Annotated in this window: 25 protein-coding genes; 9 read left to right on the top strand and 16 right to left on the bottom strand. The window is 71.7% G+C overall.

What is annotated here, in order from left to right:
* Nucleotides 1–3 precede the first annotated feature (3 nt).
* From MFF64_RS23490 to egtB, 3 genes are all read right to left on the bottom strand, one after another.
* On the bottom strand, nt 4–702 hold the full coding sequence (locus tag MFF64_RS23490; RefSeq protein ID WP_099906005.1) for a hypothetical protein: 699 nt from the start codon (nt 700–702) through the stop codon (nt 4–6).
* Nucleotides 703–709: 7 nt separating this feature from the next.
* On the bottom strand, nt 710–1,708 hold the full coding sequence (gene egtD, locus MFF64_RS23485; RefSeq protein WP_099906007.1) for an L-histidine N(alpha)-methyltransferase: 999 nt from the start codon (nt 1,706–1,708) through the stop codon (nt 710–712).
* A gap of 82 nt (nt 1,709–1,790) precedes the next feature.
* A complete protein-coding gene (gene egtB / locus MFF64_RS23480) occupies nt 1,791–3,044 on the bottom strand; it encodes an ergothioneine biosynthesis protein EgtB (protein ID WP_099906009.1) in 1,254 nt (417 codons plus the stop codon).
* 226 nt (nt 3,045–3,270) lie between these two features.
* On the opposite strand from egtB, the gene murI reads away from it, so the two are divergent.
* The 5 genes from murI to MFF64_RS23455 all read left to right on the top strand — a co-directional run bounded on the left by murI (nt 3,271) and on the right by MFF64_RS23455 (nt 9,563).
* Complete coding sequence (gene murI / locus MFF64_RS23475; RefSeq protein WP_099906011.1) at nt 3,271–4,161, top strand: glutamate racemase; 891 nt, start codon at nt 3,271–3,273, stop codon at nt 4,159–4,161.
* A 19-nt stretch (nt 4,162–4,180) separates the two neighbouring features.
* The gene (locus tag MFF64_RS23470; protein WP_238192585.1) at nt 4,181–4,984 is read left to right on the top strand and encodes an alpha/beta hydrolase; all 804 of its coding nucleotides are present in this window, start codon (nt 4,181–4,183) and stop codon (nt 4,982–4,984) included.
* A gap of 181 nt (nt 4,985–5,165) precedes the next feature.
* Entirely contained in the window at nt 5,166–5,783 is a 618-nt protein-coding gene (rpsD, locus tag MFF64_RS23465; protein ID WP_099900980.1) for a 30S ribosomal protein S4, read from the top strand.
* A gap of 434 nt (nt 5,784–6,217) precedes the next feature.
* Nucleotides 6,218–7,291, top strand: a complete 1,074-nt coding sequence (locus tag MFF64_RS23460) for an alpha/beta fold hydrolase (RefSeq protein WP_238192573.1) — start codon at nt 6,218–6,220, stop codon at nt 7,289–7,291.
* Nucleotides 7,292–7,577: 286 nt separating this feature from the next.
* Nucleotides 7,578–9,563: a right-handed parallel beta-helix repeat-containing protein gene (locus tag MFF64_RS23455; RefSeq protein ID WP_099900005.1), complete on the top strand. Its 1,986-nt coding sequence runs from the start codon at nt 7,578–7,580 to the stop codon at nt 9,561–9,563.
* On the opposite strand, the gene MFF64_RS23450 is transcribed toward MFF64_RS23455, so the two are convergent.
* The 3 genes from MFF64_RS23450 to MFF64_RS23440 form a co-directional block, all read right to left on the bottom strand.
* Nucleotides 9,493–10,323, bottom strand: a complete 831-nt coding sequence (locus tag MFF64_RS23450; RefSeq protein ID WP_099900003.1) for a WecB/TagA/CpsF family glycosyltransferase — start codon at nt 10,321–10,323, stop codon at nt 9,493–9,495. The genes MFF64_RS23455 and MFF64_RS23450 overlap by 71 nt on opposite strands.
* Before the next feature lie 5 nt (nt 10,324–10,328).
* The gene (locus MFF64_RS23445; RefSeq protein ID WP_238192572.1) at nt 10,329–11,531 is read right to left on the bottom strand and encodes a glycosyltransferase; all 1,203 of its coding nucleotides are present in this window, start codon (nt 11,529–11,531) and stop codon (nt 10,329–10,331) included.
* 527 nt (nt 11,532–12,058) lie between these two features.
* Nucleotides 12,059–13,051 (bottom strand): Gfo/Idh/MocA family protein, encoded by a 993-nt coding sequence (locus MFF64_RS23440; RefSeq protein ID WP_238192571.1) that lies wholly within the window; start codon nt 13,049–13,051, stop codon nt 12,059–12,061.
* Between the two features lie 289 nt (nt 13,052–13,340).
* On the opposite strand from MFF64_RS23440, the gene MFF64_RS23435 reads away from it, so the two are divergent.
* Complete coding sequence (locus MFF64_RS23435; protein WP_099900001.1) at nt 13,341–13,586, top strand: hypothetical protein; 246 nt, start codon at nt 13,341–13,343, stop codon at nt 13,584–13,586.
* A 3-nt stretch (nt 13,587–13,589) separates the two neighbouring features.
* Here MFF64_RS23435 and MFF64_RS23430 read toward each other — a convergent pair whose 3' ends face one another.
* The 3 genes from MFF64_RS23430 to MFF64_RS23420 all read right to left on the bottom strand — a co-directional run bounded on the left by MFF64_RS23430 (nt 13,590) and on the right by MFF64_RS23420 (nt 17,478).
* Entirely contained in the window at nt 13,590–14,033 is a 444-nt protein-coding gene (locus MFF64_RS23430; protein ID WP_099899999.1) for a DMT family transporter, read from the bottom strand.
* 95 nt (nt 14,034–14,128) lie between these two features.
* Nucleotides 14,129–14,407 carry a hypothetical protein gene (locus MFF64_RS23425; RefSeq protein ID WP_099899997.1) on the bottom strand — a complete coding sequence of 93 codons (279 nt, stop codon included), beginning with the start codon at nt 14,405–14,407 and terminating at the stop codon, nt 14,129–14,131.
* 38 nt (nt 14,408–14,445) lie between these two features.
* Nucleotides 14,446–17,478, bottom strand: a complete 3,033-nt coding sequence (locus tag MFF64_RS23420) for a DUF2272 domain-containing protein (RefSeq protein WP_238192570.1) — start codon at nt 17,476–17,478, stop codon at nt 14,446–14,448.
* Between the two features lie 281 nt (nt 17,479–17,759).
* Here MFF64_RS23420 and MFF64_RS23415 point away from each other — a divergent pair, with 281 nt between their 5' ends.
* Both MFF64_RS23415 and MFF64_RS23410 read left to right on the top strand, forming a co-directional pair.
* Nucleotides 17,760–18,605 carry a hypothetical protein gene (locus MFF64_RS23415; RefSeq protein ID WP_238192569.1) on the top strand — a complete coding sequence of 282 codons (846 nt, stop codon included), beginning with the start codon at nt 17,760–17,762 and terminating at the stop codon, nt 18,603–18,605.
* Nucleotides 18,606–18,622: 17 nt separating this feature from the next.
* On the top strand, nt 18,623–18,874 hold the full coding sequence (locus MFF64_RS23410; RefSeq protein ID WP_099900412.1) for a hypothetical protein: 252 nt from the start codon (nt 18,623–18,625) through the stop codon (nt 18,872–18,874).
* 67 nt (nt 18,875–18,941) lie between these two features.
* On the opposite strand, the gene MFF64_RS23405 is transcribed toward MFF64_RS23410, so the two are convergent.
* From MFF64_RS23405 to hrcA, 7 genes are all read right to left on the bottom strand, one after another.
* Nucleotides 18,942–19,484 carry a hypothetical protein gene (locus MFF64_RS23405; protein ID WP_099900410.1) on the bottom strand — a complete coding sequence of 181 codons (543 nt, stop codon included), beginning with the start codon at nt 19,482–19,484 and terminating at the stop codon, nt 18,942–18,944.
* 93 nt (nt 19,485–19,577) lie between these two features.
* On the bottom strand, nt 19,578–19,847 hold the full coding sequence (minE, locus tag MFF64_RS23400; protein WP_238192568.1) for a cell division topological specificity factor MinE: 270 nt from the start codon (nt 19,845–19,847) through the stop codon (nt 19,578–19,580).
* The gene (gene minD, locus MFF64_RS23395) at nt 19,844–20,659 is read right to left on the bottom strand and encodes a septum site-determining protein MinD (protein ID WP_238192567.1); all 816 of its coding nucleotides are present in this window, start codon (nt 20,657–20,659) and stop codon (nt 19,844–19,846) included. The genes minE and minD overlap by 4 nt, the downstream gene beginning before the upstream one ends.
* Before the next feature lie 141 nt (nt 20,660–20,800).
* Nucleotides 20,801–21,505: a septum site-determining protein MinC gene (gene minC / locus MFF64_RS23390; protein WP_238192566.1), complete on the bottom strand. Its 705-nt coding sequence runs from the start codon at nt 21,503–21,505 to the stop codon at nt 20,801–20,803.
* A 74-nt stretch (nt 21,506–21,579) separates the two neighbouring features.
* Nucleotides 21,580–22,443, bottom strand: a complete 864-nt coding sequence (locus MFF64_RS23385; RefSeq protein WP_099902264.1) for a tellurite resistance TerB family protein — start codon at nt 22,441–22,443, stop codon at nt 21,580–21,582.
* A 301-nt stretch (nt 22,444–22,744) separates the two neighbouring features.
* On the bottom strand, nt 22,745–24,586 hold the full coding sequence (locus MFF64_RS23380) for a DEAD/DEAH box helicase (protein WP_238192565.1): 1,842 nt from the start codon (nt 24,584–24,586) through the stop codon (nt 22,745–22,747).
* A 122-nt stretch (nt 24,587–24,708) separates the two neighbouring features.
* Nucleotides 24,709–25,812: a heat-inducible transcriptional repressor HrcA gene (gene hrcA / locus MFF64_RS23375; protein WP_099908252.1), complete on the bottom strand. Its 1,104-nt coding sequence runs from the start codon at nt 25,810–25,812 to the stop codon at nt 24,709–24,711.
* A gap of 221 nt (nt 25,813–26,033) precedes the next feature.
* Here hrcA and MFF64_RS23370 point away from each other — a divergent pair, with 221 nt between their 5' ends.
* A complete protein-coding gene (locus tag MFF64_RS23370) occupies nt 26,034–26,351 on the top strand; it encodes a hypothetical protein (RefSeq protein WP_238192564.1) in 318 nt (105 codons plus the stop codon).
* Nucleotides 26,352–26,698: the final 347 nt, after the last annotated feature.

Genomic DNA, 26,698 nt, shown 5'->3' with positions numbered 1-26,698 from the left:
TGTCTACCCGCCGGTCATGCCGGCGAGGAGCCGGCGCGCCGCCGCATCCTCATGCGCGGCCAGGCGCAATCCGTCGAGTCCCCGGGTGGCGTAGATCGCGGCGGCGCGCAGGAGGGCGGCCAGCACTTCCGGCGCCGTCGGATCGAAGCGCGCCGAGACGCCGCCGCTGAGCCGGGCGATCTCGGCGAAGCCCGCGGCGACCGCCGGATCGAAGCCTTCGTGGAAACAGAAGACCGGCAGGCCGAGGAGGCCGAGTTCGCCGGCGACGCCGCACAGGTCGTCGATGTGCTCCTCGATCGCGTCGCCGACGAGCACCAGCGCCTTGACCGGGCTCCGCCCGGCCTCGTTGCGGGCGTGGCGCAGTACCCGGCCGATCTGGGTCCGGCCGCCCTGGCAGGTCACGCCCTGCATCAGGCCGGTGAGCGCCCGCGCGTCGGCGACGAAGCGCGAGGCCCGGCACTCGGAGAACCCGCGGAAGTAGACGAGCTGTACCGCGAGCCCGCCGAGCCGGGCCGTCGCCTCGAACATGCCGGCCTGGACCCCGCAGGCGAGGTCCCAGGTCGGCTGCCGGCTCATCGTAGCGTCGAGGGCGAAGATCAGCCGCGGAGCGTCGCCGGAGGGTGGGGCGACCCGCCGCGCCGTCTCCAGAAAGGCGTCGACGGCAGCGCCCTGTGCCGTGTCGAGGTCGCGGGACCCGCCCATCGCCCGGTCAGTGTCGCCGGATGGTGCTGGCGGTGAGCGCGTGGACCGAGAACAGCCCGTCCGGATCGGTCCAGACGCTCTTGTGCTCCCAGCCGGCGCCGCGGGCGAGCGCCCGGAAGCCCGGCACCGTGTACTTGTAGCTGTTCTCGGTGTGGATCGTCTCGCCAGAGGCGAAGTGGAACGGCACGCCCGCCACGGTGACGAGCTGGCTGCGCCGGCTTACCAGATGCATCTCGATCCGCCCGAGATTCTCGTCGAAGAAGGCCTGATGCGCGAACCCGTCGAGGTCGAAATCCGCCCCCAGCTCCCGGTTGATGCGGGTAAGCAGGTTGAGGTTGAAGGCCGCCGTCACCCCGGCGGAATCGTCGTAGGCGGCGTCGAGCACCGCCTTGTCCTTCACGAGGTCGATGCCGACGATCAAGGTCGCGCCGGTGCCAGCACCGGTGCCGGCGCCCAGGGTGCGGGCGAAGCTGCCGAGCAGGGCTGCTGCCAGCTCGGGCTCGAAATTGCCGAGGGTCGAGCCCGGGAAGAAGCCGGCCTTTGGCGCGTCCTTCAGGTCGTCGGGCAAGGCGAACGGCTTGGTGAAGTCCGCCGCCACCGGCTCGATGCGCAGGCGCGGGAAGTCGCGGCCGAGCTCCTCGGCCTCGCTGCGCAGGAATTCCTCCGAGACGTCGACCGGCACGTAGGCCGCGAGATCGGAAAGGTGCGGCAGCAGGCGGCGCACCTTGGCGGTGGAGCCGCTGCCGAACTCGACGAGCGCCGCGCCCGGCGGCAGCCCGGCCGCGATCTCGGGGCCGTACTGATCGAGGATCGCGAGCTCGGTGCGGGTGGGATAGTATTCCGGTAGGCGGGTGATCGCCTCAAACAGGTCCGAGCCGCGCCGGTCGTAGAAATACTTGGCCGAGAGGTGCTTCTGCGGGGCGCGCAGGCCCGCGATCACGTCCTGGAGGAAGCCCCGGTCGATGCGGGCGGGGGTGGGCGCGAGGTGGGGAATCGGGGCAGTCACGGGCGGAATCTCCGAGGTCGATCTCCGGGGTCGGGCGGGCGCCCCTCAAGGGCGCCCGTGTCGAGGCACGTCCTTCCGCGCCTCACGCGCCGTACTGAGATAGACGCAGGCCCGTGAACTGCCAGCGCTGGTGGGGATAGAAGAAGTTCCTGTAGGTCGGCCGGCTGTGCCCCTGGGGCGTCGCCACGGAGGAGCCGCGCAGCACGAACTGGCTGACCATGAACTTGCCGTTGTACTCGCCGAGCGCCCCGGGCAGCGGTCGGTAGCCCGGATAGGCGCTGTAGGCGCTGCGGGTCCATTGCCAGACATGGCCGAAGGCGGCATCCAGCGCGCCGCTGGCCGCCTCCCACTCGGCCTCCGTCGGCAGGTCGCGACCGGCCCAGCGGGCGAAGGCGTCGGCCTCGTAGTAGCTCACATGGGTCACCGGCAGGGCCGGATCAACCGGCCTCAATCCGGCGAGCGTCATGCTCGACCACACACCGTCGGCGCGCCGCCAGTAGCCCGGCGCCTCCCAGCCCTCATTCTGCGCTGCGACGAACCCGTCCGAGAGCCACAGCTCGGGCTTTGCGTAGCCGCCATCCTGCATGAATTCGAGCCACTCGCCGTTGGTGACGAGGGCGCGGTCGAGGCTGACCGGGCGCAGGAGCACGTCGTGGCGCGGTTCCTCGTTGTCGAAGTGGAAGGCCGATCCCGCGTGGCCCATCTGCGTCACGCCGCCCTCGAGCGCCACGCGGCCCGGCTCCTGTGCCAGGGCGGGCCAGCGCCAGCCCTCGTCATAGGCCGGCAGGAGCGGGTTCTGCGCGAAGGCGTGCAGGATGTCGGTGAGCATCAGCTCCTGGTGCTGCTGCTCATGGTGCAGGCCGATCTCGACGATGGCGACGATCTCGGGGATCTGCGCCTCGGAGGCGCCCGCGATCAGGTCGGCGACGGCGGCGTCGACATGGGCGCGGTAGCCCGCGACCTCGTCGCAGGTCGGCCGGGTGACGAGGCCGCGGCTGATCCGCGGTGCACGCGGACCCGCCTGCACGTAGTAGGAGTTGAACAGGTAGAAGAAGCGCTCGTCGAAGACCGTGTAGCCCGGCACCCGCTCCTTCAGCAGGAACTGTTCGAAGAACCAGGTCGTGTGGGCGCGGTGCCACTTGGTCGGGCTCGCATCCGGCATCGACTGGATCTGCTGGTCCTCCGGCGAGAGCGGGGCGGCGCGGCGCTCGGTCTCGTCGCGAACGTGGCGGAAGGCCGCGATCCAGGCCCCCCGGTCGACCGGGCGGGCATCGACGGAGGGCGGAGGGAACGCGGGGCGCGTGTCGAGAACCTGCGCGGTCGCGGTCGCTGCCATCGGATCTTCCCTCATGCGTAGACTGATTGTCCACGTTTAACGCGGGTTAGGGGAACTCGTTTCTCCGGCGCGGCGTTACCGCGCAGCTTGCGTCCCAAGCGGCGGGGCCGAGGGTCCTGTGCATCGCGAGAGAAGCGGAGCCTTTTTGCCGCCGCAGTGACCAGGCGTTAACGATCCCGCCGGACTCTCGCCGGCAACTTCCCATCCCTCTCGGTCAAAACCTCTCATGCGGTTCGATCTGATGGCCGGCACTGCCGCGGCGCCCCTGGCGCCGATCACCCGTGCGCCGGTGGTCCTCGTGTTCGATTCCGGCCTCGGCGGCCTCACGGTGCTGGCCGAGGTGCGGCGCGCCCGCCCCGACGCCCGGGTGATCTACGCCGCCGACGACGCCGCCTTCCCGTATGGCGGCCTCGCCGAGCCGGTGCTGGTGGCGCGGGTGGTCACCGTCATGGAGCGGCTGGTCGCCGCTCACGCCCCCGACCTCGTGGTGGTGGCCTGCAACACCGCCTCGACCCTGGTGCTGCCGGCCCTGCGGCAACGCTTCGACATCCCGTTCGTCGGCACCGTGCCGCCGATCAAGCCGGCCGCGGCCGCGACCCGCTCCGGCCTCATCAGCGTGCTGGCGACGCCCGGCACCGTGCGGCGCGACTACACCCGTGACCTCATCGCCACCTACGCGGCGGGCTGCGCCGTCACGCTCGTCGGGGCGACGGGCCTCGCCGCGCTGACCGAGGCGGCGCTCTCCGGGCTGCCGGTGTCGGATGCCGATCTCTGGGCCGAGATCGGGCCGTGCTTCGTCGAGGCCGAGGCGGGACGCACCGACGTGGTGGTGCTCGCCTGCACCCATTACCCGCTGCTCCTCGCCCGCTACCAGGCGATCGCGCCCTGGCCGGTGACCTGGATCGATCCCGCCCCGGCGATCGCCCGACGCATGACCCAGCTGATCGGCGGCCCCGTCCGCGGGCCGGGCAACGGCTTGCCCGACGACGACGTGCCGGGTCCGGTGCTGGCCGCCTTCACCTCCGGCGACCGGCTGACGCCGGCCCTGCGCGCGGCCCTCGGCGACCGCGGCATCGCCGAGGTCGCGCTCGAGGCGATGCCGCTCGTCCTCCAATGAGGCCCGAGCCTTGACTCTGATGCGGGTCGCGCTGATCGCGGCCGGCCTGCTGCTCGTCCTGTACGGCGCCGTCGTGGCGGCGTTCTGGTGGTTCCAGCGCGGCCTCCTCTATCCGGGGCAGGGCGGTCCGGTGCCGGTGACCGGCGCCCGATTGCCGCCAGGAATCGAGACGGTCGCGGTGTCGACGGCGGATGGCGAGCGCCTGCGGGCGCTCTGGCTGCCGCCGGCCGAAGGCTCCGGTGTGGTGGTGACGTTCCACGGCAACGCCTCGCTGCCCGAGTGGCACGCCGAGCGCTTCGCCGCCGGGCCCTGGCGGGCGCGGGGCTGGGGCGTGATGGCGCCGGCCTATCGCGGCTACCCGGGCTCGACCGGCCGCCCGAGCGAGGCCGGCCTGATCGCCGACGGGCTCGCGGCCCTGGCCGAGGCGCGGCGCCGGGCGCCGGGGGCGCCGGTGCTGCTGCACGGCCACTCCCTCGGCGCGGCGGTCGCCGTCGCGGTGGCGGCGCGCACCGGCCCGGCGGGCGTGCTCGGTCTCTATCTTGAGGCGCCGTTCGACTCGATGACCGCGATGGCGCGCCACCATTTCCGGCTCCTGCCGACGGGCCTGCTGTCCGACACCTGGCGTTCCGACCGGATCGCCGGCACGGTCGCGGTCCCGATCCTGGTCGTGCACGGCGATGCCGACCCCGTGATCCCGGCGAAGTACGGTGCCCGCCTGGCGCGCGCAGCCGGTGCCGACTTCGTCGAGGTGCCGGGCGACCACGTCTCCATCCTGGGGATCCGCGACGCCGAGGCCGAGGGGCGGTTCCGCCCCACGCGCTAACCCTTGACCCCACACGCTTTGTCGCCTAAGAGCGCCCGGTTCGCGGGGCTCCGGTTCGGGGCCCCGCAGCATTTTGCGCACCCGCGAGCGGCTCGTCACGGCCGCTCTGTCGCCCCGGATTCGGGGGGAGGAGGGCGCGTTCCTCTCATACGTGATGCGATAAGTTCTCAGAGGACACGCGATGTCGAAACGCGTTCAGGCGAAGCACAAGCTCGATCGCCGCATGGGCCAGAACATCTGGGGCCGCCCGAAGAGCCCCGTGAACCGCCGTGAGTACGGCCCGGGCCAGCACGGCCAGCGCCGCAAGGGCAAGATGTCCGACTTCGGCACGCAGCTGCGCGCCAAGCAGAAGCTCAAGGGCTACTACGGCAACATCACCGAGAAGCAGTTCCGCCGCTACTACGCCGAGGCGATCCGCCTGCGCGGTGACTCGGGCGAGAACCTGGTCGGCCTGCTCGAGCGCCGCCTCGACGCGGTGGTCTACCGCTCGAAGTTCGTGGCGACCCCCTTCGCCGCCCGCCAGTTCGTGAACCACGGCCACATCCGGGTGAACGGCGTGCGCGTCAACATCCCGAGCTACCTGGTGAAGCCGGACGACGTGATCGAGATCAAGGACTCGTCCAAGCAGCTCGAGATCGTCGTCGTCGCGAGCCAGCTCGCCGAGCGCGACGTTCCCGACTACATCGAGGTCGACCACGGCAAGATGACCGCGCGCATGACCCGCGTGCCGACCCTGTCCGAGGTCCCGTACCCGGTGCAGATGGAGCCGAACCTGGTCATCGAGTTCTACTCGCGCTGATCGCGCGACGCGGGAACCGAGACGATGGGAAAGCCGCCCGAGAGGGCGGCTTTTCTTTTTGGGCCGTGACGTGCCGGTCCGACCTTGCGCTGCTTTGCGCTGGTTTCTCAGCAGAAGGCGCGCCCCCTCTCCGGTCGGTGCCGACGCTTGCCGCGCGGGAGAGGGGATCCTGCGCCCTTTCATTTCCTGGGACAGCCCTGCTCTGCGACAGGGGCCGAGGTCCGAAGCCGATCGAATCGATCGTGTGAAGGGCTGCCGAGGGCGATGCGGCGTGGTTCAGGCTCTGCCTGCGGGGGCTGGCTCCTGACGCAGTGCCGACACCGAAGGGAGGGCCAGCATCCGGGTCGATCACCCGGCCTGTTGCCCACCGAGGCCGGGGGCGCGATACTCGCCCGGCCGTTCCAACAAAAAATCGATGCTGCGGAGGAAATCACATGCGAGTCTTGAGTCGGTTGCGGACCGCAGCCGCGGGCGCGGCCTTGTCGTTGATTGCTCTCGCGGCGATCGCCGCAGACTACCCGGCGCCCAGGACGGGCGACTGGACGATCAAAGACTTCACGTTCCACACCGGCGAAGTCCTGCCGGAGCTGCGCCTGCACTACACCACGGTCGGAGACCCGAAGGGCGAACCGGTGGTCGTCCTGCATGGCACCACCGGTTCGGCAGCCAGCATGCTGACGCCCGGATTCGCCGGCGAGCTGTTCGGCCCTGGCCAGCCGCTCGACGCCGCGAAGTACTACATCATCATCCCGGACGCGATCGGGCACGGAAAATCGTCCAAGCCGTCCGATGGGTTGAAGACGAAATTCCCAAGATACAACTACGACGACATGGCCGAGGCGCAGTACCGCCTGCTCAAGGAGCATCTCGGTCTCAAGCACGTTCGTCTCATCATCGGCAACTCGATGGGAGGCATGCACACCTGGATCCTGGGCGTGAAGCATCCCGAGTTCATGGACGCCCTCATCCCCATGGCGTCGCAGCCGAGCGAGATGGGGAGCCGCAATTGGATGTTGCGCAGGCTCCTGATCGAGACCATCCGGCGCGACCCTGCCTATGCCAATGGCGAGTACACGACCCAGCCGCCCTCGTTGCGGGTCGCCAACGTCTTCTTCGCTCTGGCCACCAGCGGCGGCACGCTGGCCCTGCAAAAGCAGGGGCCGACGGGTGCGCTGGCCGACAAGCTCGTGGATGCTCGCCTCGCGGCACCGTTCAACGCGGACGCGAACGACTACATCTATCAGTGGGACTCGTCGCGCGGCTACAATCCCTCACCCGGCCTCGAGACGATCGAAGCGCCCGTTCTGGCGATCAACTCTGCGGACGACGAGCGCAACCCGCCCGAAACAGGGATCATGGAGCGCGAGATGAAGCGCCTCAAGACCGGACGCCTGTACCTGATCCCGTCCAGCACCGAGACCACCGGCCACGGCACGACGGGCTTCGCCAAGTTCTATAAGCAGCAGATCCAGGAGTTCCTGGAAGCGGCTCCGAAACGAGCCATGTGATTCCTCCGCGGTCGGCGTGGCATCGCGCCTGGTCACGGGATGCCGGCAGCGCGGACATCCGCGAAGGGCCGCGCGCATCCCCTCGCGCACCCGAGCTGACCGGTCTCTTGTTCCACGGTGGGAAGGGGCGCGGGACCTGTGATCCCCATGCCTCCTCCCACGGCTCGCAGCGATCTCGGGCTTGCCCGAGATCGCCTGGGGTGGGGACGTGATCTACCGTGCGGCGCGAGCCGCGACAGGACCGTCTCTCGCGGATCCGAACCAGACCGGCTCCGAGAGACCCCCCATGCGGACCCTGCTCCTCCTCGCCGCCCTCCTCGCCGGCTTCCCGGCCGTCGCGGCCCCGATCGAGATCCCGGTTGCGGCCGAGGGCGCGCGGCCCGAGCCCGGTGGGGTCGCCACCCTCGCCGAGGCCGTCAACGAAGCCCGCCGCCGCCGCGCTCGCGACCCTCGCGCGGCGATCACCGTCGCGCTCTCGCCCGGCACGCATCGCCTCGCCGGTGCGGTGCGGCTCGGGCCTCAGGACAGCGGCAGCGCCGGGGCGCCGCTGGTGATCCGTGGTCCCGCCGACGGATCGGCGCGCCTCGTCGGCACCTTGCGCCTCGCGCCGGTCCCGCTCGATCCGGCGCTGGCCGCCCGTCTGCCGGCGGCGGCGCGAGGCCAGGTGCAGGCCTACCGGTTGCCTCCGGCCTTGCGCGGCGCGGGGCGGATCCAGGCGCCGATCGTCCTCAACGGCCCGCCATCGCCCCCCGCCTTCGAGGTCTTCGACGGCGAGGGCGCGATGCATCCGGCGCGCTGGCCGGCCGAGGGCTTCGCCAAGGCGGATGATGGCGACGGGCCAGCCTTCACCCTGGCGAACCTCCCGATGAACGCCTTGCGCGACGAGCCCGACCTGTGGGCCGAGGGATATTGGCGCTGGGGCTGGCTGTTCGAGGCGCTGCCGGTGGTACGCGCCGCGCAGAAGGGGAACGGAACGCGCCTCACCCTCGACCGCACGCCCTACGAGGGCATCCGCCCGGGCGCGCCGGTCCGCCTCGTCCACCTGCTCGCCGGCCTCGACCGGCCCGGCAGCTGGTGGCGCGACGCGAAGAGCGGGATCCTGCTCGCCTGGCCGCGGGGCGGCGACGCGATCGAGGTATCGGTCGCCGAGATGCTGCTGGCTGTCGAGGGCGCCTCCCATCTGCGGATCGAGTCCCTGCGCCTCGCCATGGCCCGGGGCGACCTCGTGAGCGTGCGCGGTGGGCGCGACGTGGTGATCGCCGACAGCGTGCTCTCCCTCTCCGGCGGGCGCGGGGCGGTGTTCACCGGCGCGCGAGACGGCGGGCTCCAACGCTGCGACATCGCCGGGACCGGGGCCGAGGCGGTGATCCTGTCGGGGGGCGACCGCCGCACGCTCACCCCCGGCGGCCTGTTCCTGCGCGACAGCCGCCTGACTGCTTATGCCCGCCGGGAGCCGACCCAGCATCCGGCCGTCGCCCTCGACGGCGTCGGCGCCGAGGTCTCCGGCAACGTCATCCACGATTCGCCGGCCTACGCGGTCCATATCCGCGGCAACGACCACCGGGTCACGGCCAACGAGATCGCGAACCTGCTCGCTGGCGCCACCGATACCGGCGCGATCTATGCCGGCCGCGACTGGACCGCGCGAGGCAGCGTGATCGCCGGCAACGTCCTGCGCGACATCCGGGGCGGCACCGACACCGAGGTGAAAGGCGTCTACCTCGACGACATGGCGAGCGGGTTCACCGTCACCGGCAACCTCTTCCTGCGGGTCGACCAGCCGGTCTTCCTCGGCGGCGGGCGCGACAACCGGGTGGAGGGCAACGTCTTCGTGGCGTCGAGCCCGGCGGTCCACGTCGATTCCCGAGGGCAGACCTGGGCCCGGGACGCGATCGATGACCCGCAATCGGAGCTGCGCGCCGCCTATACGGCGATGCCGGTGGAATCCCCGGTCTGGCGGGCGCGCTACCCCCGGCTCCCCGGCCTGCTCTACGACCGCCCGGCGGTCGCGACCGGCAACGTCATCACCGACAACCTGCTGGTGCTGAGCGACCCGCCCCGCTTCACTGACGGGGGGCAGGCGGCCGAGCAGACGCTTGCCCGCAACCGCGGCCCGGCGAGCCCCCGCGCCGACTTGCAAAAGCTGGCGCGGACCTCCGTCGACCCGGCGGAGATCGCCGGGCTCGCTGCGGGAACCGGGCTCAGGCTGCCGACGATCCCGTCCGCCCGGACGCGGCGCTCGCCGCCGGCCGGGACGCCTTTCGGGCGCTGATCGCGTCCCGCGCCGCGATCGCGAGGAAGCGCGGGATCGTGTCGAGGTAGCGCCGCCACAGGCGCCGCGGCTCGCGGGCGAGGCGGTAGGCCCATTCGAGCCCCGCCACCTGAAGCATCCGCGGTGCCCGCGGGATGCGGCCGGTGGCGACGTCGAAGGCGGCGCCGACCCCCATCGCGATCGTGCCCGGCAGGTGCGGGGCATGCGCCGCCATGAACAGTTCCTGCTTCGGCGTGCCGAGGCCGACCCAGACGATCTGCGCCCCCGAGGCGCGGATGCGCTCCCGCATCGCCTCGGTCTCGGCGGCATCAAGGGGGCGGAAGGGCGGCGTCTCGACGCCGGCCACCTGCAGGCCGGGCACCCGGGCGCGCATCGTCGTGGCGAGGAGATCCGCGACCCCATCGCCCCCGCCGAGGAAATAGTGGCGCCAGCCCGCAGCGGCACCGGCCCGGCACAGGGCCTCGACCGATTCGATGCCCGGCACCTGCTGCATCGTGGTGAGGCCGCGCCAGCGGCCGATCCAGCTCAGGGGGCGGCCGTCAGCGACGACCAGCAGGGCGTCGTGATGGGCGGCGCGCAGGTCGGGGTCCTTCTGAGCCCGCACCACGCCATGGGCGTCGCGGAACACCACGAAGGTGCCGGGCTGTGCCGACCCGGCCGCGAGCCGGCGCCCGACCGCCTCGGCCAGCCCGGCCATGTCGGTGGCCGAGACCGGAACGCCGCCGATCGTGAAGGAAGGGACGAGAGGATCGTGTGCCACTGAGGTCAGGTTCCCGTACTGGCGAGGGGCGCTTCCGCCGCCCGGGCGGCGACGGCATCCCGGTAGATGTCGAGGAGGGCGCGGGTGGTGACGTCCTCGCGCCACTCGCGCGCGTAGACGGCGCGGGCCTCCCGCCCCATGGCGGCCGCGGCCGCGGGATCGCCCGCGATGCGCCCGAGGGCGCCGGCGAGGTCGGCCGCATCGCCCGGCTCGGCGAGGAGCCCCGTGACGCCGTCGGCGACGAGGCCGGCCAGCGCCCCGATGCGCGAGGCGACGACCGGGGTGCCCGTTGCATAGGCCTCCGCCACCACCATCGGCAGGCCCTCGTACCAGAGCGACGGCACGACGAGGGCGGCGGCCCGCGCCATCGCGGCCTGGACAGCGTCCGGGGCACACGTGCCCGTCAGCTCGAGGCCGGGATGGCCGGCGAGGGCGCCGGCGAGCGGCCCCTCGCCGATGACCGTGACCCGCAGGCCCGCCCGGGTGGCGGCCTCGGCGAGAACGAGCACACCCTTCTCGGGGCTCAGACGCCCGACGAAGAGGAGGCCTTGCCGCGGTCCGTCCGCGGGCGGCCCCGGATCGGGCAGCCCGTTCGGGCGGACGCGGATCTTCTCCGCCGGAAAGCCGGCCGCGACGAAGCGCTCGCGGGCGAAGGGCGTGAGCGCCACGAACCGATCGACGTCCCGCCGCCAAGTCCCGGCCCGGCGGTGATGGTCGATCATCCGGGCAACCGCCAGGGAGCCGGTCCGGGAGCCGCGGTAGCAGGCAAACCGCACCGCCCGGTAGGGAGAGCCGGTGACGCAGAGTTCGCACGGCGCGCCCTCGCGCATCAGGAAGGCGTTGGCGCAGATCAGGCGGTAATTGTGCAGCGTCTGCACCGTGGCGCAGCCGGCCGCCCGCGCCGCCGCGTGAATGCCCGGCGAGAGGAGCGGGAAGAAGTTGTGGATGTGGACCACGTCCGGCGCGAAGCGGCGCGCCGCCACCATTACCCGGGCGATTCCCTCCGGCGCGTGCGTCGCCGCGGCAGCCGCCCGCAGCCGGGCGGGGCCGGAAGCGATTGCCGCGTTGTCGAGGAAGACCGCCTCGACCGCGCAGCCCGCCCGTTCCAGCGCGGCGATGTCGCGGGCCACCGCCGCATCCTCGCCGCCGCGGACCTGGTAGCGGTTATGGGCGACGAGGACACGCGGCAGCGGAGTGCCGACGCTCACTGGGACGGCCTGCGCGTGGCCGTCCGCGCCGCCGGGCGACGCCCGGCGACAAACGCAGCGTTCCGGCCGGTGATGCCGGCGATCCGTCCCGTCCTGGCTTCCATCTCGCCTATCCCGATCTCTGCGGCCGGCTGACCCGTCCCGAGAAGTACACTGCTCGCCGTATCGAGCTGGACTGGTCCCATGCCGAGATCATCCAACCCAGGGCGATCGTCGTGCCGAGGACATTCGGAACGATAGCCGATCGAGCATCAGGGATATAACGCGTTACATGCGGGAAACTCAGTTGCGGAGGACTACCGACCCCGGCCGATCGAACGAATTCGACGTGCCCCGTCACGCCGGTTCGGGACGAGACAGCCCGTTGTTCTCGACCGTGCCCGGCCTTGGCGAGACAAGGTATTCCGTTGCGATCGCAGCGACTTGGCGGCGTTCGGATCGCAACCGATGCCCGCCGGCACGTCAAACGACAGTCGCGAGGGATCAGGCGAGCGGGCCACGCGGGGTGTGACGCGATGTCCGTCCCTTCAGCGGCCGGTCATACCCCCGGCCAGGATAGCCTCGACGATCTCCTGCACCTCCAGGGCCTCCGTCAGGGTGGCGAGGGCGTGGGATTCGCCCCGCGTCATCCGCACAACGCCCTCGAGCTGGCGCCGCAGGGCGATCGGACGAGCGCGCTCGTTCGGGAGCGCGTCGGGCGCGGGCGCGAAGCGTCCGTCCGGCCCCCGCCGCTCGGCGATCGCCCAATCGCGCAGGCGGACGGCGCCGGCCTCGCCCTCCAGCGTCCAGGTGTTGTGGTCGTCGAGCGTCGTCTCGCCGACCCGGCCGCGCAGTACCACCGGCACGGCGCCGGCCCGGAAGTCCGCATCGACCGCCCGCTCGGATCGGCCGGGCTCCGGAAACCGGGCCTGCGCACGAAGCCCGCGCAGGGGTCCGAGCAGGCGACGGCTGAGGAACAGGAAATGCGACACCACCTCGCGGGTGAAGCCGCCCTCCTGCGGTGCGTCGAGCCAGCCCGCGGCGTCGGCCTGCCATCCCCGCGGCCAACGTGCGAAGGCAACCTCGATGGTCAGGCGCTGCTGCGTGCCGACCGCGCCCTCGGCGATCCATCGCGCCAGCGTGGCGACCCCGAGGGAGGAGGCGAACGGGAAGTTCACCGCCCCCCGGTCGCCGGCCATCGCCACGAAGTCGCGCGCCTCGGCGAGATCGACGGCGAGCGGCTTCTCGCAGAACACGCTCCGCCCCGCCGCCAAGGCCGCCCGGGCGTGGCCGAGATGCGAGGCGGGCGGAGAGGCGATGTAGACGCACTCGCTCGCCGCCACGACCGCGGCGGCATCCGCCACCAGGGGCAGGGACGGGAACCGCGCGGAGATGCGCTCCCGCGCCGCCGGGTCCGGGTCCCACAGGGCCACGACGCGGACCGGAGCCTCGTCCTGCCCGAGGACGGCGTTGAGCATGCGCTCGCCCATGATGCCGGCGCCGATGATACCGAGGGGGAGAGGTGAGGGGGGCTGGCGCATCGGGGCTCCCAAAGCATTGTCCGGCAGAGTGGATACCGGATCGTCGAAGACAGTGCGGCACGATCGAGAACCGGGAGCGCCTCTCATAAGACCGAACAGGCGGCGGTGGAACGCGCCGCGATCGAACGGCCTGGCCGCGAGCAATGCGCGGAGAGCGGTCGTGGCGCGCGACGGCAAGGCTTGCCCTCGCGGATAACGCTGCGTTAACCACCCGCCCCGACCGGCACGCCGCTCGCAACCACCCTCCTGCGCGCGGGAAGAGTGTCCCGCTCCGGGAGAGAGTGTTCACATGTGGCACAGTGCCGTCGGTTTCCTCGCCGTCGCGGTTTCGGTCGCGCTGATCATCCGGCACTTCGGTGCGCCCCGCGCGGTGATCTACGGCTTCGTGATCACCGGGATCGGGGCCTCCGTGGCGACGGTGTTGCTCGCCGACGTCAACACGGTCGATCCGGGGATGAGCCGCGCGCCGACCTTCACCGCGCAGATGCCGCCGGTCCCGGGTCGCGACGCGCGCGACCTGCGCGGCTGGCGCTGAGGCTCAGGACATCGAGATCAGCGCGACACCGGCGATCATCAGGCCGCAACCGAGAAGACGCCCGAAGCCGGCCGGGTGCTGGGCGAAGCCGACCCAGCCGTAATGGTCGAGCAGCACCGAAGTGACGAGGCCGGCGGTGACGGTAAGTCCGGTGAAGATCGCGGCGCCGAGCCGCCCAGCGAGACAGATCATCGCCAGCACGTAGGCACCGCCCATCGCGCCGCCGAGCCAGGCCCACCACGGCACCTGGGCGAATCGCGAGGCCCCGGGCCAGCCGAGCCCGACGAAGGGCACGGCGGCGAGGTAGACCACCGCATTGGCGGCGGAGACCGTGAGGGCGACCAGCACCGGCTGGCCGAGCGCCTTGCCGAGCGCCGCATTCGCCCCCGCCTGGACGGTGTTGAGTGCGCCGGCGAGGAGGGCGATCAGGGTGATGAGGGCTGGCATGGACGGGCGCTCCGCGGTGGAGCCCCGTCAACACCGTTCCGGCCCCGAGGTCGCGTCGCCTGCCGTCGGATCACGATCGGGATCGGGGCGGCCCGCTACGCCGGCTCCCCTCGCACCGGCAGGATACCGATCTCGCCGGAGGTCTCGGCCATCACGCGCCGGTCACCGATCCGGGCCGGCAGCTGCTGGGCCGTGTAGGTGTCGCGCACGTAGGCGATCCAGGCGGGATTGCCGATACCGTCCCGGCCCTCGCCGACGCCCTGGACGCCGGGGATCTGCTGGAGCACGGTCTCGGCCTCGCGCCGCTCGGGCGACACCGCCTGCCGGGGCCGGTACGGGACCGGCCCGCCTTCGAAGATACTGTCGCCGGACATGGCTGCGACCCTTCTGGTCGCCCCCGACGTCCCGGTGCTCAGGCGAACAGAGCGATGTCGAGCGCGTCGAGGACGTGGCTGATCTTGTTCGCGAAGGTAAGCTCCGTGCCGCCTGCGAACAAGAGTCCGACCGGCGATCGGCCCTGGTCCCAGGTCCAGATCAGCGAGCCCGAATCGCCGGGCTGGCTGAAGGCCTTGCCGTCGTTGCCCTTGATGGAGATCTGGTCGCGGAAATTCGCCACGCGCCCGCCGCCGTACTTCACCTGGATCGATGCGTTCACGTCGATGATGCGGCCGGAGGTCAGCTGGGTCGTCCGGCCGGACTTGCCGACGATCAGGTCCTCCCGCGGCGCGACGGGCTGGCTGCCGACGGTGAAATAGGCCCAGTCCGCACCGTTCCGATAGATGAAGTCCTTGCGCACCCGATCGGGCCAGCACCAGGCGACCGCGCAATCGACGTAGTTGTCGCCGTTTGCCGAATAGTCGAGCGGCACCCACCGCTCGAGCACCGCGACCTGGTTGGCCGGATCAGGCTTCAGGTCGTCGGGGCCGGGCTGCAGGATGGCGTCGCCGGCCCGGCAGTCGTTCCGGTTGGCGAGGACGTGGTTGTTGCTCAGCATGAAGAGGCGGTTCTGGCGGGCGCCGGACCGGCCGCGCACCAGCGCACCCTGCGTACCGGCCGTCACGTTGAAGTGCCCGACCGAGATGCCGCAGGGCGAGGGCCGCGCCGGGTGAGTGTGGACGTGCGCCTCGATCGGGCCCGACTTGATCACGTTGACGGGCTGGCTGTCCGAGATCAAGGAGCGCATCCCCAGATGGTCGACGAGCACCGCCTTGGCGGCGTCCATGCCCATGGGCTCGGTGACGTAGACGTTGAGGACCGGGGCGCCCGGGCCGGCCGCGCCGACCGACTCGAAGTCGCGATGCGCCGACCCGATGCCGACGCCGACGACAACCCGATGCGGCTCGGGCGGCTCGGTCGCGGCGCCCAGGGCGAAGGCGGCCGCAGGGGAGCGGGCGAAGATCTTCGCCTCAAGTTCCCGGTGCATCGCCACGAGCTCGTCGCCGACGTCGCTCCGGCCGATGACGACGGCCGGCGCCGGCATCGCCGCAGCGCCCGCATCCGCCGCGAGGGCCATTGCCTCGGCGACGGTCTCCATCCTGCCCGCCTGAGGCGGTGGCTCGAAGGCCGGCTCAGTGCCAGGCGCGACGAGGTCGGCGGACAGTGCCGTCCCGCCGCCGCCGTCAGTCAGGAACCGGCGGGCATCGTCCCGCGCCTTGTTCCACCGGTTGACGAGGCCCCTCCAGAAGCGGCTCGTCTCGTCGCGACGCCGGCGCTCATAGGCTTCCCGGGCCGCGCGCAGATCGGCGAGCAGCCGCCGCGGATCGGCCTCGGCGCGGGTCACGGCGGCACGGGTCTCCGGGCCGACCGATTGATCGGTCGCGACGCCCACGGCCTTCTGGAGGATCCAGGCGGCGCCGCGCGTCCCGCGGTTGAAGACGCAGTCGCGCAGGTAGAACTCGATGGCCGCGTTCGACGTCCACCCCGCCGCCACGTCCGTGTTCTGCGCGATGAACGCGACGGCGCGGCGCTCGGCCTCCGCCTGCCGGCCGCTCTCGACCAGCGCCACCAGCTCGTCGCAGAGCGCCTTGTTGAAGCGCTCGTTGATCCCGGCGACCTCGTAGCGGCCGCCGCCGTCGTCGGGCGGCAGGTGGTAGACCTCGAGCCGCCCCCGGCTGTCCCGCCGCGCCTCGTAGTTCACGATGATCTGCGCCATCTCCAGGCGCCGGGTATCACCGACGTCGGCTGCTTCGGCGACGAGCGCCTGCGGCTCCGCCTCCGCGTCGACCTTGAGGTCTTGGACCACGCAGATGTACGGGTTGGCCTCCGTCTGCGCGACCGTGCCGTCCGCCCGCAGAGCCACCCGGGTCCGCCGGATCGAGTCGCTCTCGTTGCCGCCGATGGTCGTCGCGTAGCGGCCGATCCGGTCCTCGCCGATCTCGACGACGATTGCGCTGTGCGACGGGTAGTCGGAGCGGTCGCGCGCCTCCGCGTAGGTGACGGTGCCGCGGGAGCGGTTACGGTGGATCAGGTCGCCGATCCGCGGGGCGTACTCGTCGATCGGCCGGGCGCGGAACACGCCCCGCCTCGCATCGGCATTCGCGATCGCCGCCTTCACGAAGACCGCGTGGGACGCCGAGAAGGCGAACTCGCTCCGGGACGCCCCGGCCGTCTTGATGCACCAGGAGATGAAGGTGGCGGACCACGGGAACGCGGTGACGTCGCCCGGTGGCGCGATGCCGATCGCGCGGCAATACGCGTCGATCCGCGAGCGCAGGGGCTCGTCCGTCTCGATGATCCCGTGATAGGCGGCGTACTCGGCGGTCGCGACGGCGACGAGGGCCCTGACGTACCCGGTCGTCGCCGGCGCCGCCTCGGTCGACGGCCCGCTGAACTCGGCCATGGCCGGCAGCGCCGCCGGCTCGCCCTCGGAAAGCGCCGCCGCGACGGCCGCTGCGCCCTCGTCGGCCTGGCCCATCACGATCGCGACCTCCTCCGCCGTGTAGGCCGGATCCCAGTGGCTGTTGTGGGGCACCTGGCTGTGGCCGTAATGGCCGCCCCGGGTGGTCCAGTTCCCGACATCGCGGTTGTGGCCTCCGGGATCGCGGCCGTTGACCGCCGGCCGGGGAAAGCCGCTCGGCCATTCGGCCGGAATGCCGTGCTGCTGCTCCAGCCAGCGGCAGAGCGCCGCCAGGGTCGCGAGCGAAGTCGGCGACTTGGCGCGGCCGGCGAAGCCGACGAGCTCGATCTGGATCGCATGGCTTCGGTTGGTCTCGGGCGTCCCCGCCGGATGGGCCAGGGCGGTGACCGCGGTCTCGGTATCGACGTGCTGATAGACGACGTCCTCGTCGACGGTGAAATGCGGGTAACTGCCGGTTGTCTTGTAGGTCGCGATCGCTCCGGCCGCCGAACTTCCTTCGGTCGTGTGATGGATGATCTTGTATGGCCCGCTGCGATAACCGCCGATCCCGGGGAAAGTCGTCTGGATGGCGAGAGGATACCAGGCCATGGCGCTCCCTCTGATTCATTGATTAGTTGACGAGATCCGTCTTTCCGTGCATTAGACGCCGGACCCGCAGTCAAGTCAACTGCATGCCCATACCTTGATTGCGGGACACGGAGGATCGGACAGCCATCCTTACCGGTCTCATCGACGAATATCGGTATCCACGCGGATGACGCGCGGCATCGACTGAGATGCATTGCAAGTGAGAAAATCGGTGATGCACCGGCGCGACGCCCATCCGCGCCGGTGCAGGGGGCGCTCGGCGGGCGACGCGGAGGACGGGGATGATCGCGTATGTCGGGGCGACGTGTTTCGGCGCTCTCGTCGGCTGGTACGTCTACTATATCAACCGGTATCGCCGCAGCGACGTGCAGCTCGGCGACCTGACGACGGTGGTCGGCGTGATCGGCGGCGGGGTCGTCACCGTCCTGTTCAAGGATCCGAAGCTCTTCGGCGCCTACGGCCTGGGACTGGCGCTCGGGTTCTTCGGCTACTTCCTGGTCCTGATCGCCCTGGTGCGCCGCAGCAAGAACTTCGACAGCGACTGGTTCCTGGACGGGCGCCGGACGCGCCCCACCGAGCCGATCTACATCCCGGGCGATGCGCCGCCACCCGCATCGGGCTTCTCGATTCCGACGGCCCTCCCGCCGGGGCTTCCGTCGGCGACGGCGAGCGCCCTGTCCGTCCAGGCCTTCCAGGCCGTCGATGCCAACGCCGACCGGATCATCCGGGCCTGCGAGGACGCGTGGCCGACCACGAAGGGCGATTGCAGCGCCTTCGTGCGCGACGTCGCGGCCGATCTCGGCATCACTCTCGAGGGCAACGCCGACGCGATCGTCGACCGGATCGCCGGCGCGGGTTGGCAGGCGCTCGCCGACGGCCGCGCCGCGAAGGTCGCGGCGGACCAGGGCCTGTTCGTCGTCGGCGGCCTCAAGGGGAGCGACCAGCAGGAGCCCTCGGCGCACGGGCACGTCGTCGTGGTCGTGGCGGGACCGCTGGCCCGCGGGCTCTACCCGACGGCGTATTGGGGACGGCTCGGCGGCGTCGGCGAACGGGCGAAGACGGTCAACTGGGCCTGGCGCGCCGCCGACCGCGACAGGGTCGTCTACGCGGCGCGTCCCGTGCCGTGATCCCGAGGGGCCGGTTCGTGACTTGGCTCGACACCCTCGGCAGTGCCGGCTTCGGGCTCGTCTCCGCCTGGCTCGCGCTGCACGTCGCCCACGGGCGCCGGCACCGCCTGCGTTCGACCGCCTTCGCCGCGGCACTCCTGGCGGGCGGCCTGGTCCTGGCCCATGAAGCGGGGTCGCCGGTCGCCCTGGTTGCCGGCAGCGCCGTCGGTGCCGCGGCGCGGCTCGGCCTGGCGCGGGGCTGGCGGGCAGGCGGCGGACAAGCGTCGTAGGAGCGCCCGCGAGAGATGAGCGCGGCGCTCGTCGGAGTGCCGCACTTGGACGCCCTACTCGGAAGCCTCAGACCTGCGGCTCCCCGTCCTCGGGCGGCGCGGGCGGGGCCGGGGGCGCCGGCGGAACATGGTCCTTGCGCCACTGGGCAAACAGGCTCTGGAGCACCGCGACGGTGTCGCGCACCGCCTTGGCCTCGTCGTCGACCGACACGCCCTCGGAGACGGAGTTGCGCGTGGTCAGCACGGCACGCTCCTCGATCTCGGTCAGGCGCTCGAGGAAGTCGGGACGCGTGGCCAGGAGGTCGAGGGCGTCGCCCATGGCGGTGGCGAGGGTGGTGGCGAGAAGCCCCGCGGTCGCGACGTCGCCGACCGAGGCCTCGTAGGGCTCCGGGGCCTCGTCGTCCTCGTCCTCCTCGGCGGCGGCCTGCAACCCCTCGACCAGGGCCTCGACCAGCTCGACGGCGGTGTCCTCCGGCACGGCGAGCTTGACCGCGACCTCGACGTCGTCGCCGCTGAATCCGGCAGTGCCGAGGGTCACCTGGAGGATGCCCGGCCGGCGCAGGCTCAAGGCCATCAGGGTGTTGGCGTAGATGGTGGGCGCGTCCGGCATGACCTCGACCTCTTCCGGGCAGGCACGGGGATCCCGATGCCTGCCCGGCCTATATCGCGCTCCGGCGCTCGCGGCGACCGCAGGCGAAGGCGGTCACGCGCTGGCGAGCCGGGCGACCTTGTTGTCGGGGAGCTCGATGTCGACGCCGAGGGTCGAGACGGCCTCGCCCCGCTCCATCGTCACCTTCACCTTCTCCTGGTCGATGGCGACGTGCTTGGCGATCACCGCCAGGATCTCCTCGCGCAGGATCGCCACCAGATCCGAGCGGCCGAACGCGGTGCGCTCATGCGCCAGCAGGATCTGGAGCCGCTCGCGCGCGACCGGCGCCGTCCCGCGCCGCGACAGGAAGTTCAGCAGGTTCATGCCGCCCTCCGGGGGAACAGCTTGCCGAGCAGCGAGCGCTTCTCGCTCGGTACGGTCATCGCCACGGTCTCGCCCTTCAGGCGCCTGACCGCGTCGGCATAAGCGCGGGCGGGTGCGCTCTGGGGCGCGTTCAGCGTGACGGGGCTGCCGAGGTTCGAGGCCTTCAGCACCTCCTCGCTCTCCGGGATCACGGCGAGGAGCGGGATCGACAGGATCTCCAGCACGTCGTCGATCTTCAGCATCTCGCCGCGCTCGGCCCGGCCGGGGTCGTAGCGGGTCAGGATCAGGTGCTTCTCCAGCCGCTCGCCTTTCTCGGCCCGCTCGGTCTTGGAATCGAGGAGCCCGATGATACGATCCGAATCGCGGACCGAGGAGACTTCGGGGTTGGTCACCACCACGGCGATGTCGGCGTGGCGCATGGCCAGCGTCGCGCCGCGCTCGATCCCGGCCGGGCTGTCGCAGATCACCCAGTCGAATTTCTCGCGCAATTCGCCGATGACGCGGGCGACGCCCTCGTCGGTGAGCGCGTCCTTGTCGCGGGTCTGCGAGGCGGGGAGCAGCGAGAGGGTGTCGAGGCGCTTGTCGCGGATCAGCGCCTGGGGGAGCTTGGCGTCGCCCTGGACGACGTTGATGAGGTCGTACACGACCCGGCGCTCGGCGCCCATGATGAGGTCGAGGTTGCGCAGGCCCACGTCGAAATCGACCACGCAGACCTTCTGTCCGGTCCGAGCCAGGGCCGCGCCCAAGGCCGCCGTCGTGGTGGTCTTGCCCACCCCTCCCTTGCCGGACGTCACCACGATGACTTTGGCCATTGGTCCCCCTTTACGGATCGTTTGCCGATCGATGTCTGAAGTCGCGGCCGGCGCGGCCGCTGCGTGTGTTTTCTTTGATCTCGCCCCGTCCGCGGATCGTTGCCGCGGGGCCCCCGGGGCGGCGAAGACGAAGGTCGAGTGTCAGTCGAGGGCGGCGGTGCGCATCGCGTCGCCGTCGAGCCAGACCTGGACGGCCCGGCCGCGCAGGGTCGGGTCGATGTCGTCGGCGATGCGGTAGAGGCCGTCGATCGCGAGCAGCTCGGGCTCGAACTTGCGGCAGAAGATGCGGGCGCCGGGCGAGCCGGCGGCCCCCGCGATGGCGCGACCGCGCAGGGCCCCGTAGATGTGGATCGAACCGCCAGCGATGATCTCGGCGCCCGACGCCACCGAGCCCATCACGGTCACGTCGCCCTCGGGGAAGAGGATCGCCTGGCCCGAGCGCACGGGGCTCTCCAGCATCAGCGATTTCGCGCCCGTGACCCGCTCGACCTGCGGGGCGGCCGGCGCCTCGCCGGGCATCGCCACCTCGCCGGAAGGCCGGCCGCCATTGAGGGGCGGCGGCATCCCCGGCCCGAGCGAGCCCGCCGCGGCGCCCTCGATCCCCATGATGGGGATCTCGCGCTCGTTGAGGGCAGCCACCAGGTCCTTTAGCGCGTCCCGGCTCGGAGCGAGCGCGGTCACGTCGAGGATCACGGCGCGGCCGGCGAAGAACGCCGGAGAGCGCCTGGCAAGGGCGTCGAGGTCGGCGAGCCAATCCTCGATCGGCGCCTCGGGAGCTAACACGACCGCCAGGAACGAGCGGCCACGGAAGCGGATCGGCGGGCGGGTTTGGGTCTGGCTGGTCACGTCTTTACGACTCGTTACCAGCCCATCAGGCGCGCCTGATGGTTAGCGAATGGTTAACGGTCGTAACGAAGTGTTCACCTTTGCGATGAAGCGGCGGCGAGCGTGGCTTCGATGTGGCGCGCGAAGCCCGGATCGAGCCCGAGCCGCCGGGCGAGATGGTCGAGATAGGCCCGCTCCTGCGGCGTGTCGACGCTGATCGCCATCAGGGAGGCGGCGTAGATCTCGCTCGCCTGCTCCGGGTTGCGGGCGAGGCGCGCCACCGCTTCGACGTCGACGGGCGCGCGCAATGCGTCCATCAGGAAGGCCTTGTCGTCGGCGTCCAGGGCGTGCCGGTCCATCTCGCCGAAAATGCGGCGTTGCTCGTCCGAATCGATGTGACCGTCGGCCTTTGCGGCGGTGATCATCGCGATCAGGAGCGCGCGAGCCCGGTCCTGCTCGTCGGCTGGCGAGGCGGGCGCGAACCGCGTGCCGCCGAGCATCCTGGCCGCCTCGTCGGCGGAAGGGATGAAGCCGCTGACGCGGGCGGGCGCAGGCCCGTTCCCGCTCCGATTCGACTGGCCCTGATTCGCCTGCCAGCTCTGATAGGCCTGGTAGGCGAGGGTCGCGACGAGGGCGAGGCCACCGAGCCGACCGGTCGAGCCCATTCCCATGCCCGAGCCCATGCCCGAGCCCATGCCCGGCGCACCGAAGCCCGGCCCGAACCCGCCGCCCCCGCGCCGCCCGCCGAGGACCAGCGAGGCGAGGCCGCCGAGGATCGCCGCCTTGCCGCCTCCGCCACCGAGGGAACGGGCGACCTGTTCGAGGGGGGAGGGTGCGTGACCGTGATGGCCTTGTCCGTAGGGCGCCTGGCCGGGATGGCCGCCGAAGGAACCACCGGAATGTCCACCTCTCGGCGCGCCGCCGAGGAACTGGTCGAGCAGGCGCTTGGCGTCGAACATCGGGGCTCCCTCCGGCACGAGCCGACGAGATGGGGCGTCGGGGCGCTCTCGCAAGGGTAGGATGGCGGGTCGGCGGCGAAAATCCCCTCGACCCGCCTCAAGTCGATCGCATTCCCTCGCCCGCGCGGAAGGCGGGTTGTCGGTGAGAGTGGCGCGCTTGCGTAGTAAAGCGAGAACCATCGTGCCGGCAGCTCGACGTTCAGTGCTTGATTCGGCACCGTCGCCACCCTCACCCCACCCGTCTCCCACACAGGGGAGGGGATCCCGCGACTTCCGGGTGTGCGGGTCCATCAGGCAGACATCATTGCCCCGGCCGACGTTCCGCCCCGGCCCAGCGCCGCCGCACGCTCCAGGCGTAGCGCGAATCACCGTCGAGCAGGTGCAGGTGGTCCTGCAGCCGGTTGCGCTCCAGCCAGGCGAGGGCCGCCTCCAGCTCCTCGACCGTCATCGCGGCGCGGCTCTTGTTGTTGAAGAGGCGCTTGAGCACCGCGTTGTAGCGGTGGGGCAGGGGAGCGCCGCCGGTCCGGCGCAGCTCGGCCTCGTCCTCCACCGCCTGCGCCGTCACCATGGCGGCGACGCGGGCGCGCAGGGCGCGCTCGACCCGCGAGGGCGGGACCGGCGCCGGCTCGGCGGCCGCTTGCCGGGCTTCCTTGCGGGCCATCGCCACGGAAGGGCCGGGCCGCAGCATGGCGTAGCGCAAGCCCAGCGCATTGCTCTCCAGTGGCACGATGCCCTCGTCGGTCTCCCGCGCGAGGGGCCGCGGCTCGGGCGAGGCGGCCCCCGTCGGGCGCTTGCGCGGGCGCGTCGCGGTCGCCTGCTCGGTCTCGATCCGGGCGCGGAACTGCGCGAAGAGGGGGTCGTCGGGATGGAAGACCAGGGCGTGCTGGTCGGCATAGTCGCCCGCATGGGGGTCGACCCGGGTCGCCCGGGCGATCATCTGCTCGAGCCAGGGGCGGGAGCGGATATGGGTGAGCGCCGCCACCACCGCGACCTCGGGGGCGTCGAGGCCCTCGTAGGCCATCGCCACCGTCACCAGCACGGCGGGCTCGGGGGTGAGCCGGAAGGCGGCGAGGGCCGCGTGGGCGTCGGTCTCGGCGGAGGTGGCGATGCGCACGTCGCGGCGCGCCTGCTCCTCCGGCATCCAGGCCTGGAGCATGGCGTGGTAGCTCTGCGCGCTCGCCTGGTCGGGGGCGACGACCAGGAGCTTGCCCAGGCCGCGCACGGCGTCCGCTGCGGTGAGGCCGCGCTTGCGCCGGCGCTCGGCCCGCAGCCGGCGGGTGGCGTAGAACGCCTCGCGCAGGAGGTCGCGGGCGAACCCCGTGCGGAGCGCCGTGAACAGGGCCGGCCGCGTCGTCGCGCTCGGGCCCGGCCCCGAGAGCCGGTGCGGGCCGACCCGGGCCTGGCCGCTGGTGCGCCCGCCCTCGAGCCAGCTCGCCTCGCCGTCCAGCGCCCCGAAATTGACCGGAAGCACCGCCTTCTCGGCCAGCGCCTCGGCGCGGGAATAGCCGATCACCGCCCAGCCCGGCGCCTCGATGTCCGGCACCGGCGCGCCGCCCTCCTGGCGGTAGGGCAGCCACAGGATGCGCCGACCGTCGGCCCGCTCCAGGGTGCCGGAAAGGAGCAGGCGCAGCCGCGCCTCGCGGAACAGCGGCAGCAGGGCGCTGCTCCAGGCCGCGGCCTCGCTCCCCGTCTCGCCGTCGGCGAGGGCCGGCAGGTGGTGCACCTCGTCGACGACGAGGAGGGTGCGGTGGCGGCGCATCTCGGCGAGGTGCAGGGCGGGCGCCGCCGCCACCGCCTGGTAGGTGGTGACGTAGCCGGCCAGGCCTCGGCTCGGATCGGGCGAGTTGTCGGCGGCCCGCACCGAGAGGGAATGTCCCAACGCCGAGCGCCAGGCCGGATCGGCGAAGGCCTCCTCGGCCTGGAGGCGCAGGGAATCCCGCGGCACGACCCAGACCACGCGGTCGACGAGGCCCGCCGCGATCAGCCGCGAGGCGGCGATGACCGGCAGGAGCGACTTGCCGCCCCCCGGCGTCACCGCCGCCAGGATGTCGGCGATGCCCGTGGCCTCGCCGCGGGCGAGCGCGGCCACGAGTTCGAACAGGCTGCGCTGGTGGCTGCGCAGGGGACGGGACGGGGCGCTCAAGGCCTGAGGGAATCACGAACCATCACCGGACCATGCCGGAGCCCGCCCCCCTTGTGAATCCGGGGGACAAGCAGGATTTCCGCGTTCCCCACATCAGAAACCGGTTGCGCCGGCTCCCGCGCTCAGCCTCGCCCGCGCTCCAGCATCCGCGACACCACGCGCGCGGTGAAATCGACCATCGGGACGATGCGGGCGTAGTTGAGCCGGGTGGGGCCGATCACCCCGACGACGCCCACGATGGTCTGGCTGCCGTCGCGGAACGGCGCGGCGATCATCGATGAGCCGGAGAGCGAGAACAGCTTGTTCTCCGAGCCGATGAAGATCCGCACCCCCTCGCCGCCCTCGGCGCGGGAGAGGAGATCGATCACGTCCTTCTGGCTCTCCAGGTCGTTGAAGAGCAGGCGGATGCGCTCCAGGTCCTCGGCCGCCCGCAGGTCGTCGAGGAGGTTGGCCTGGCCGCGCACGATCAGCTGGCGTTCCTCGCTCGGGCCGACGGAGCGGGCGAGGCCGGCATCGACCAGGCGCTCGGTGATCTCGTCGAGCTCCTGCTTCATCGCCGCCCGGGCGGCCTCGATCTCGCCGCGCAGTTCGCCGAGCGTCCGGCCGCGGATGCGGGCATTGAGGAAGTTCGAGGCCTCCTGCAGCGCGCCCGCCGGCAGGCCGTGCGGCAGGTCGAGCAGGCGGTTCTCCACCGAGCCGTCGTCGGAGACCAGCACCACCAGGGCACGGCCGGGATCGAGGCGCACGAACTCGATGTGGCGCAAGCGAGGGTTCTGCTTGGCGGTCACGACGACGCCGGCGCCGCGGGAGATACCGGAGAGCAGCACCGAGGCCTCGGTCAGGGCGCTCTCGAAGGTGTGACGCGAGGCGGCGGCGCGCATCTGCGCCTCGATCCGGCCCTTCTCCTCCTGGCCGACATCGCCGAGCTCGAGCAGCGCGTCGACGAAGAAGCGCAGGCCGTGCTCCGTCGGCAGCCGGCCGGCGCTGGTATGGGGGGCGTAGATCAGCCCGGCCTGCTCCAGGTCCGACATCACGTTGCGGATCGAGGCCGGCGAGAGCGCCATCGGCAGGATGCGGGCGAGGTTGCGCGATCCTACCGGTTCCCCGGTGGCGAGATAGCTCTCGACGATCTGGCGAAAGATTTCCCGCGAGCGCTCGTTGAGCTCGGCAATGGCACGGGCCTGTCCGGAGCCGCCGGGCAGGGGTGGGAGATCGCGCGTGTTCATCAACCCTACGGGAGCCAAACGACCCCTTACTGTGATGGGCCGAGGCGCCCGGCGCAAGCGGACGCGACGCCGCGCGGCGGCCCGATCGCGATCTCCGCCCGTCGTGAGTGTCGTCACCTGAACGGAAGCCGACCTCGCGTCTCAGCCCGCGTTCAGCCCCCCGGCATCACTCTCGTCTCCATGGCCGCACGAGAATGCGGCGAGAGGAACCGGAGGCGAACATGCTGACGATGCGAAATCCGATGGCGGCCGGCAAGCGGCTCCTGGCGGCGGCCGCTCTGGTGGCGGGCGGTCTCCTCACGGCCGGGGCGGCCGAGGCGGCGCCCTTCGCGCCCGGCGCAGCCCCGGCGCCCGCGGCCGAGGTGGTCCAGGTGCAGTACGGCCACCATCACGGCTGGGGCCACCGCCATCACCACCATCATGGCGGCTGGGGCCGCCACCATCATCACCACGGGGGCTGGGGCCATCACCGCCACCACCACGGGCACTGGGGCCATCATCACGGCCGGCATCATCACCGAGGCCACGGCTACTACTGATTGATTTTATTCCAACAAAATACAGTCATGAGGACGATGCGGGATCCCCTCTCCCGTGCGGGAGAGGGGTAGGGGTGAGGGTGGGACGCTTCCGTGCAGTGCCGAGAGCGTGGTGCTGGCAGCGGACCGGCCGGAGCATGGCTCAGGACCGTCGCACCCTCACGTGGGATCTTCGATCCCCTGGCCCCTCTCCCACACGGGAGAGGGGAAGCGCGCTCTCCTTTCGAATGTCGATATGAATGCATCCGTGCCGGATCGGGCGCGAAGGCCTGAATCCGCTCCGGACAGTCTGATACCGCCGCACCTTCGAACGGACGCGTTCGATGGTGCCAGGCAAGCCCGAACGG

The sequence above is a fragment of the Methylobacterium frigidaeris genome (assembly GCF_022179185.1).
GTDB classification, from domain to species: Bacteria; Pseudomonadota; Alphaproteobacteria; order Rhizobiales; family Beijerinckiaceae; genus Methylobacterium; species Methylobacterium frigidaeris.
Note: the sequence above shows the minus strand (reverse complement) of the source record. Positions and strands in the feature narration are given on the sequence as shown.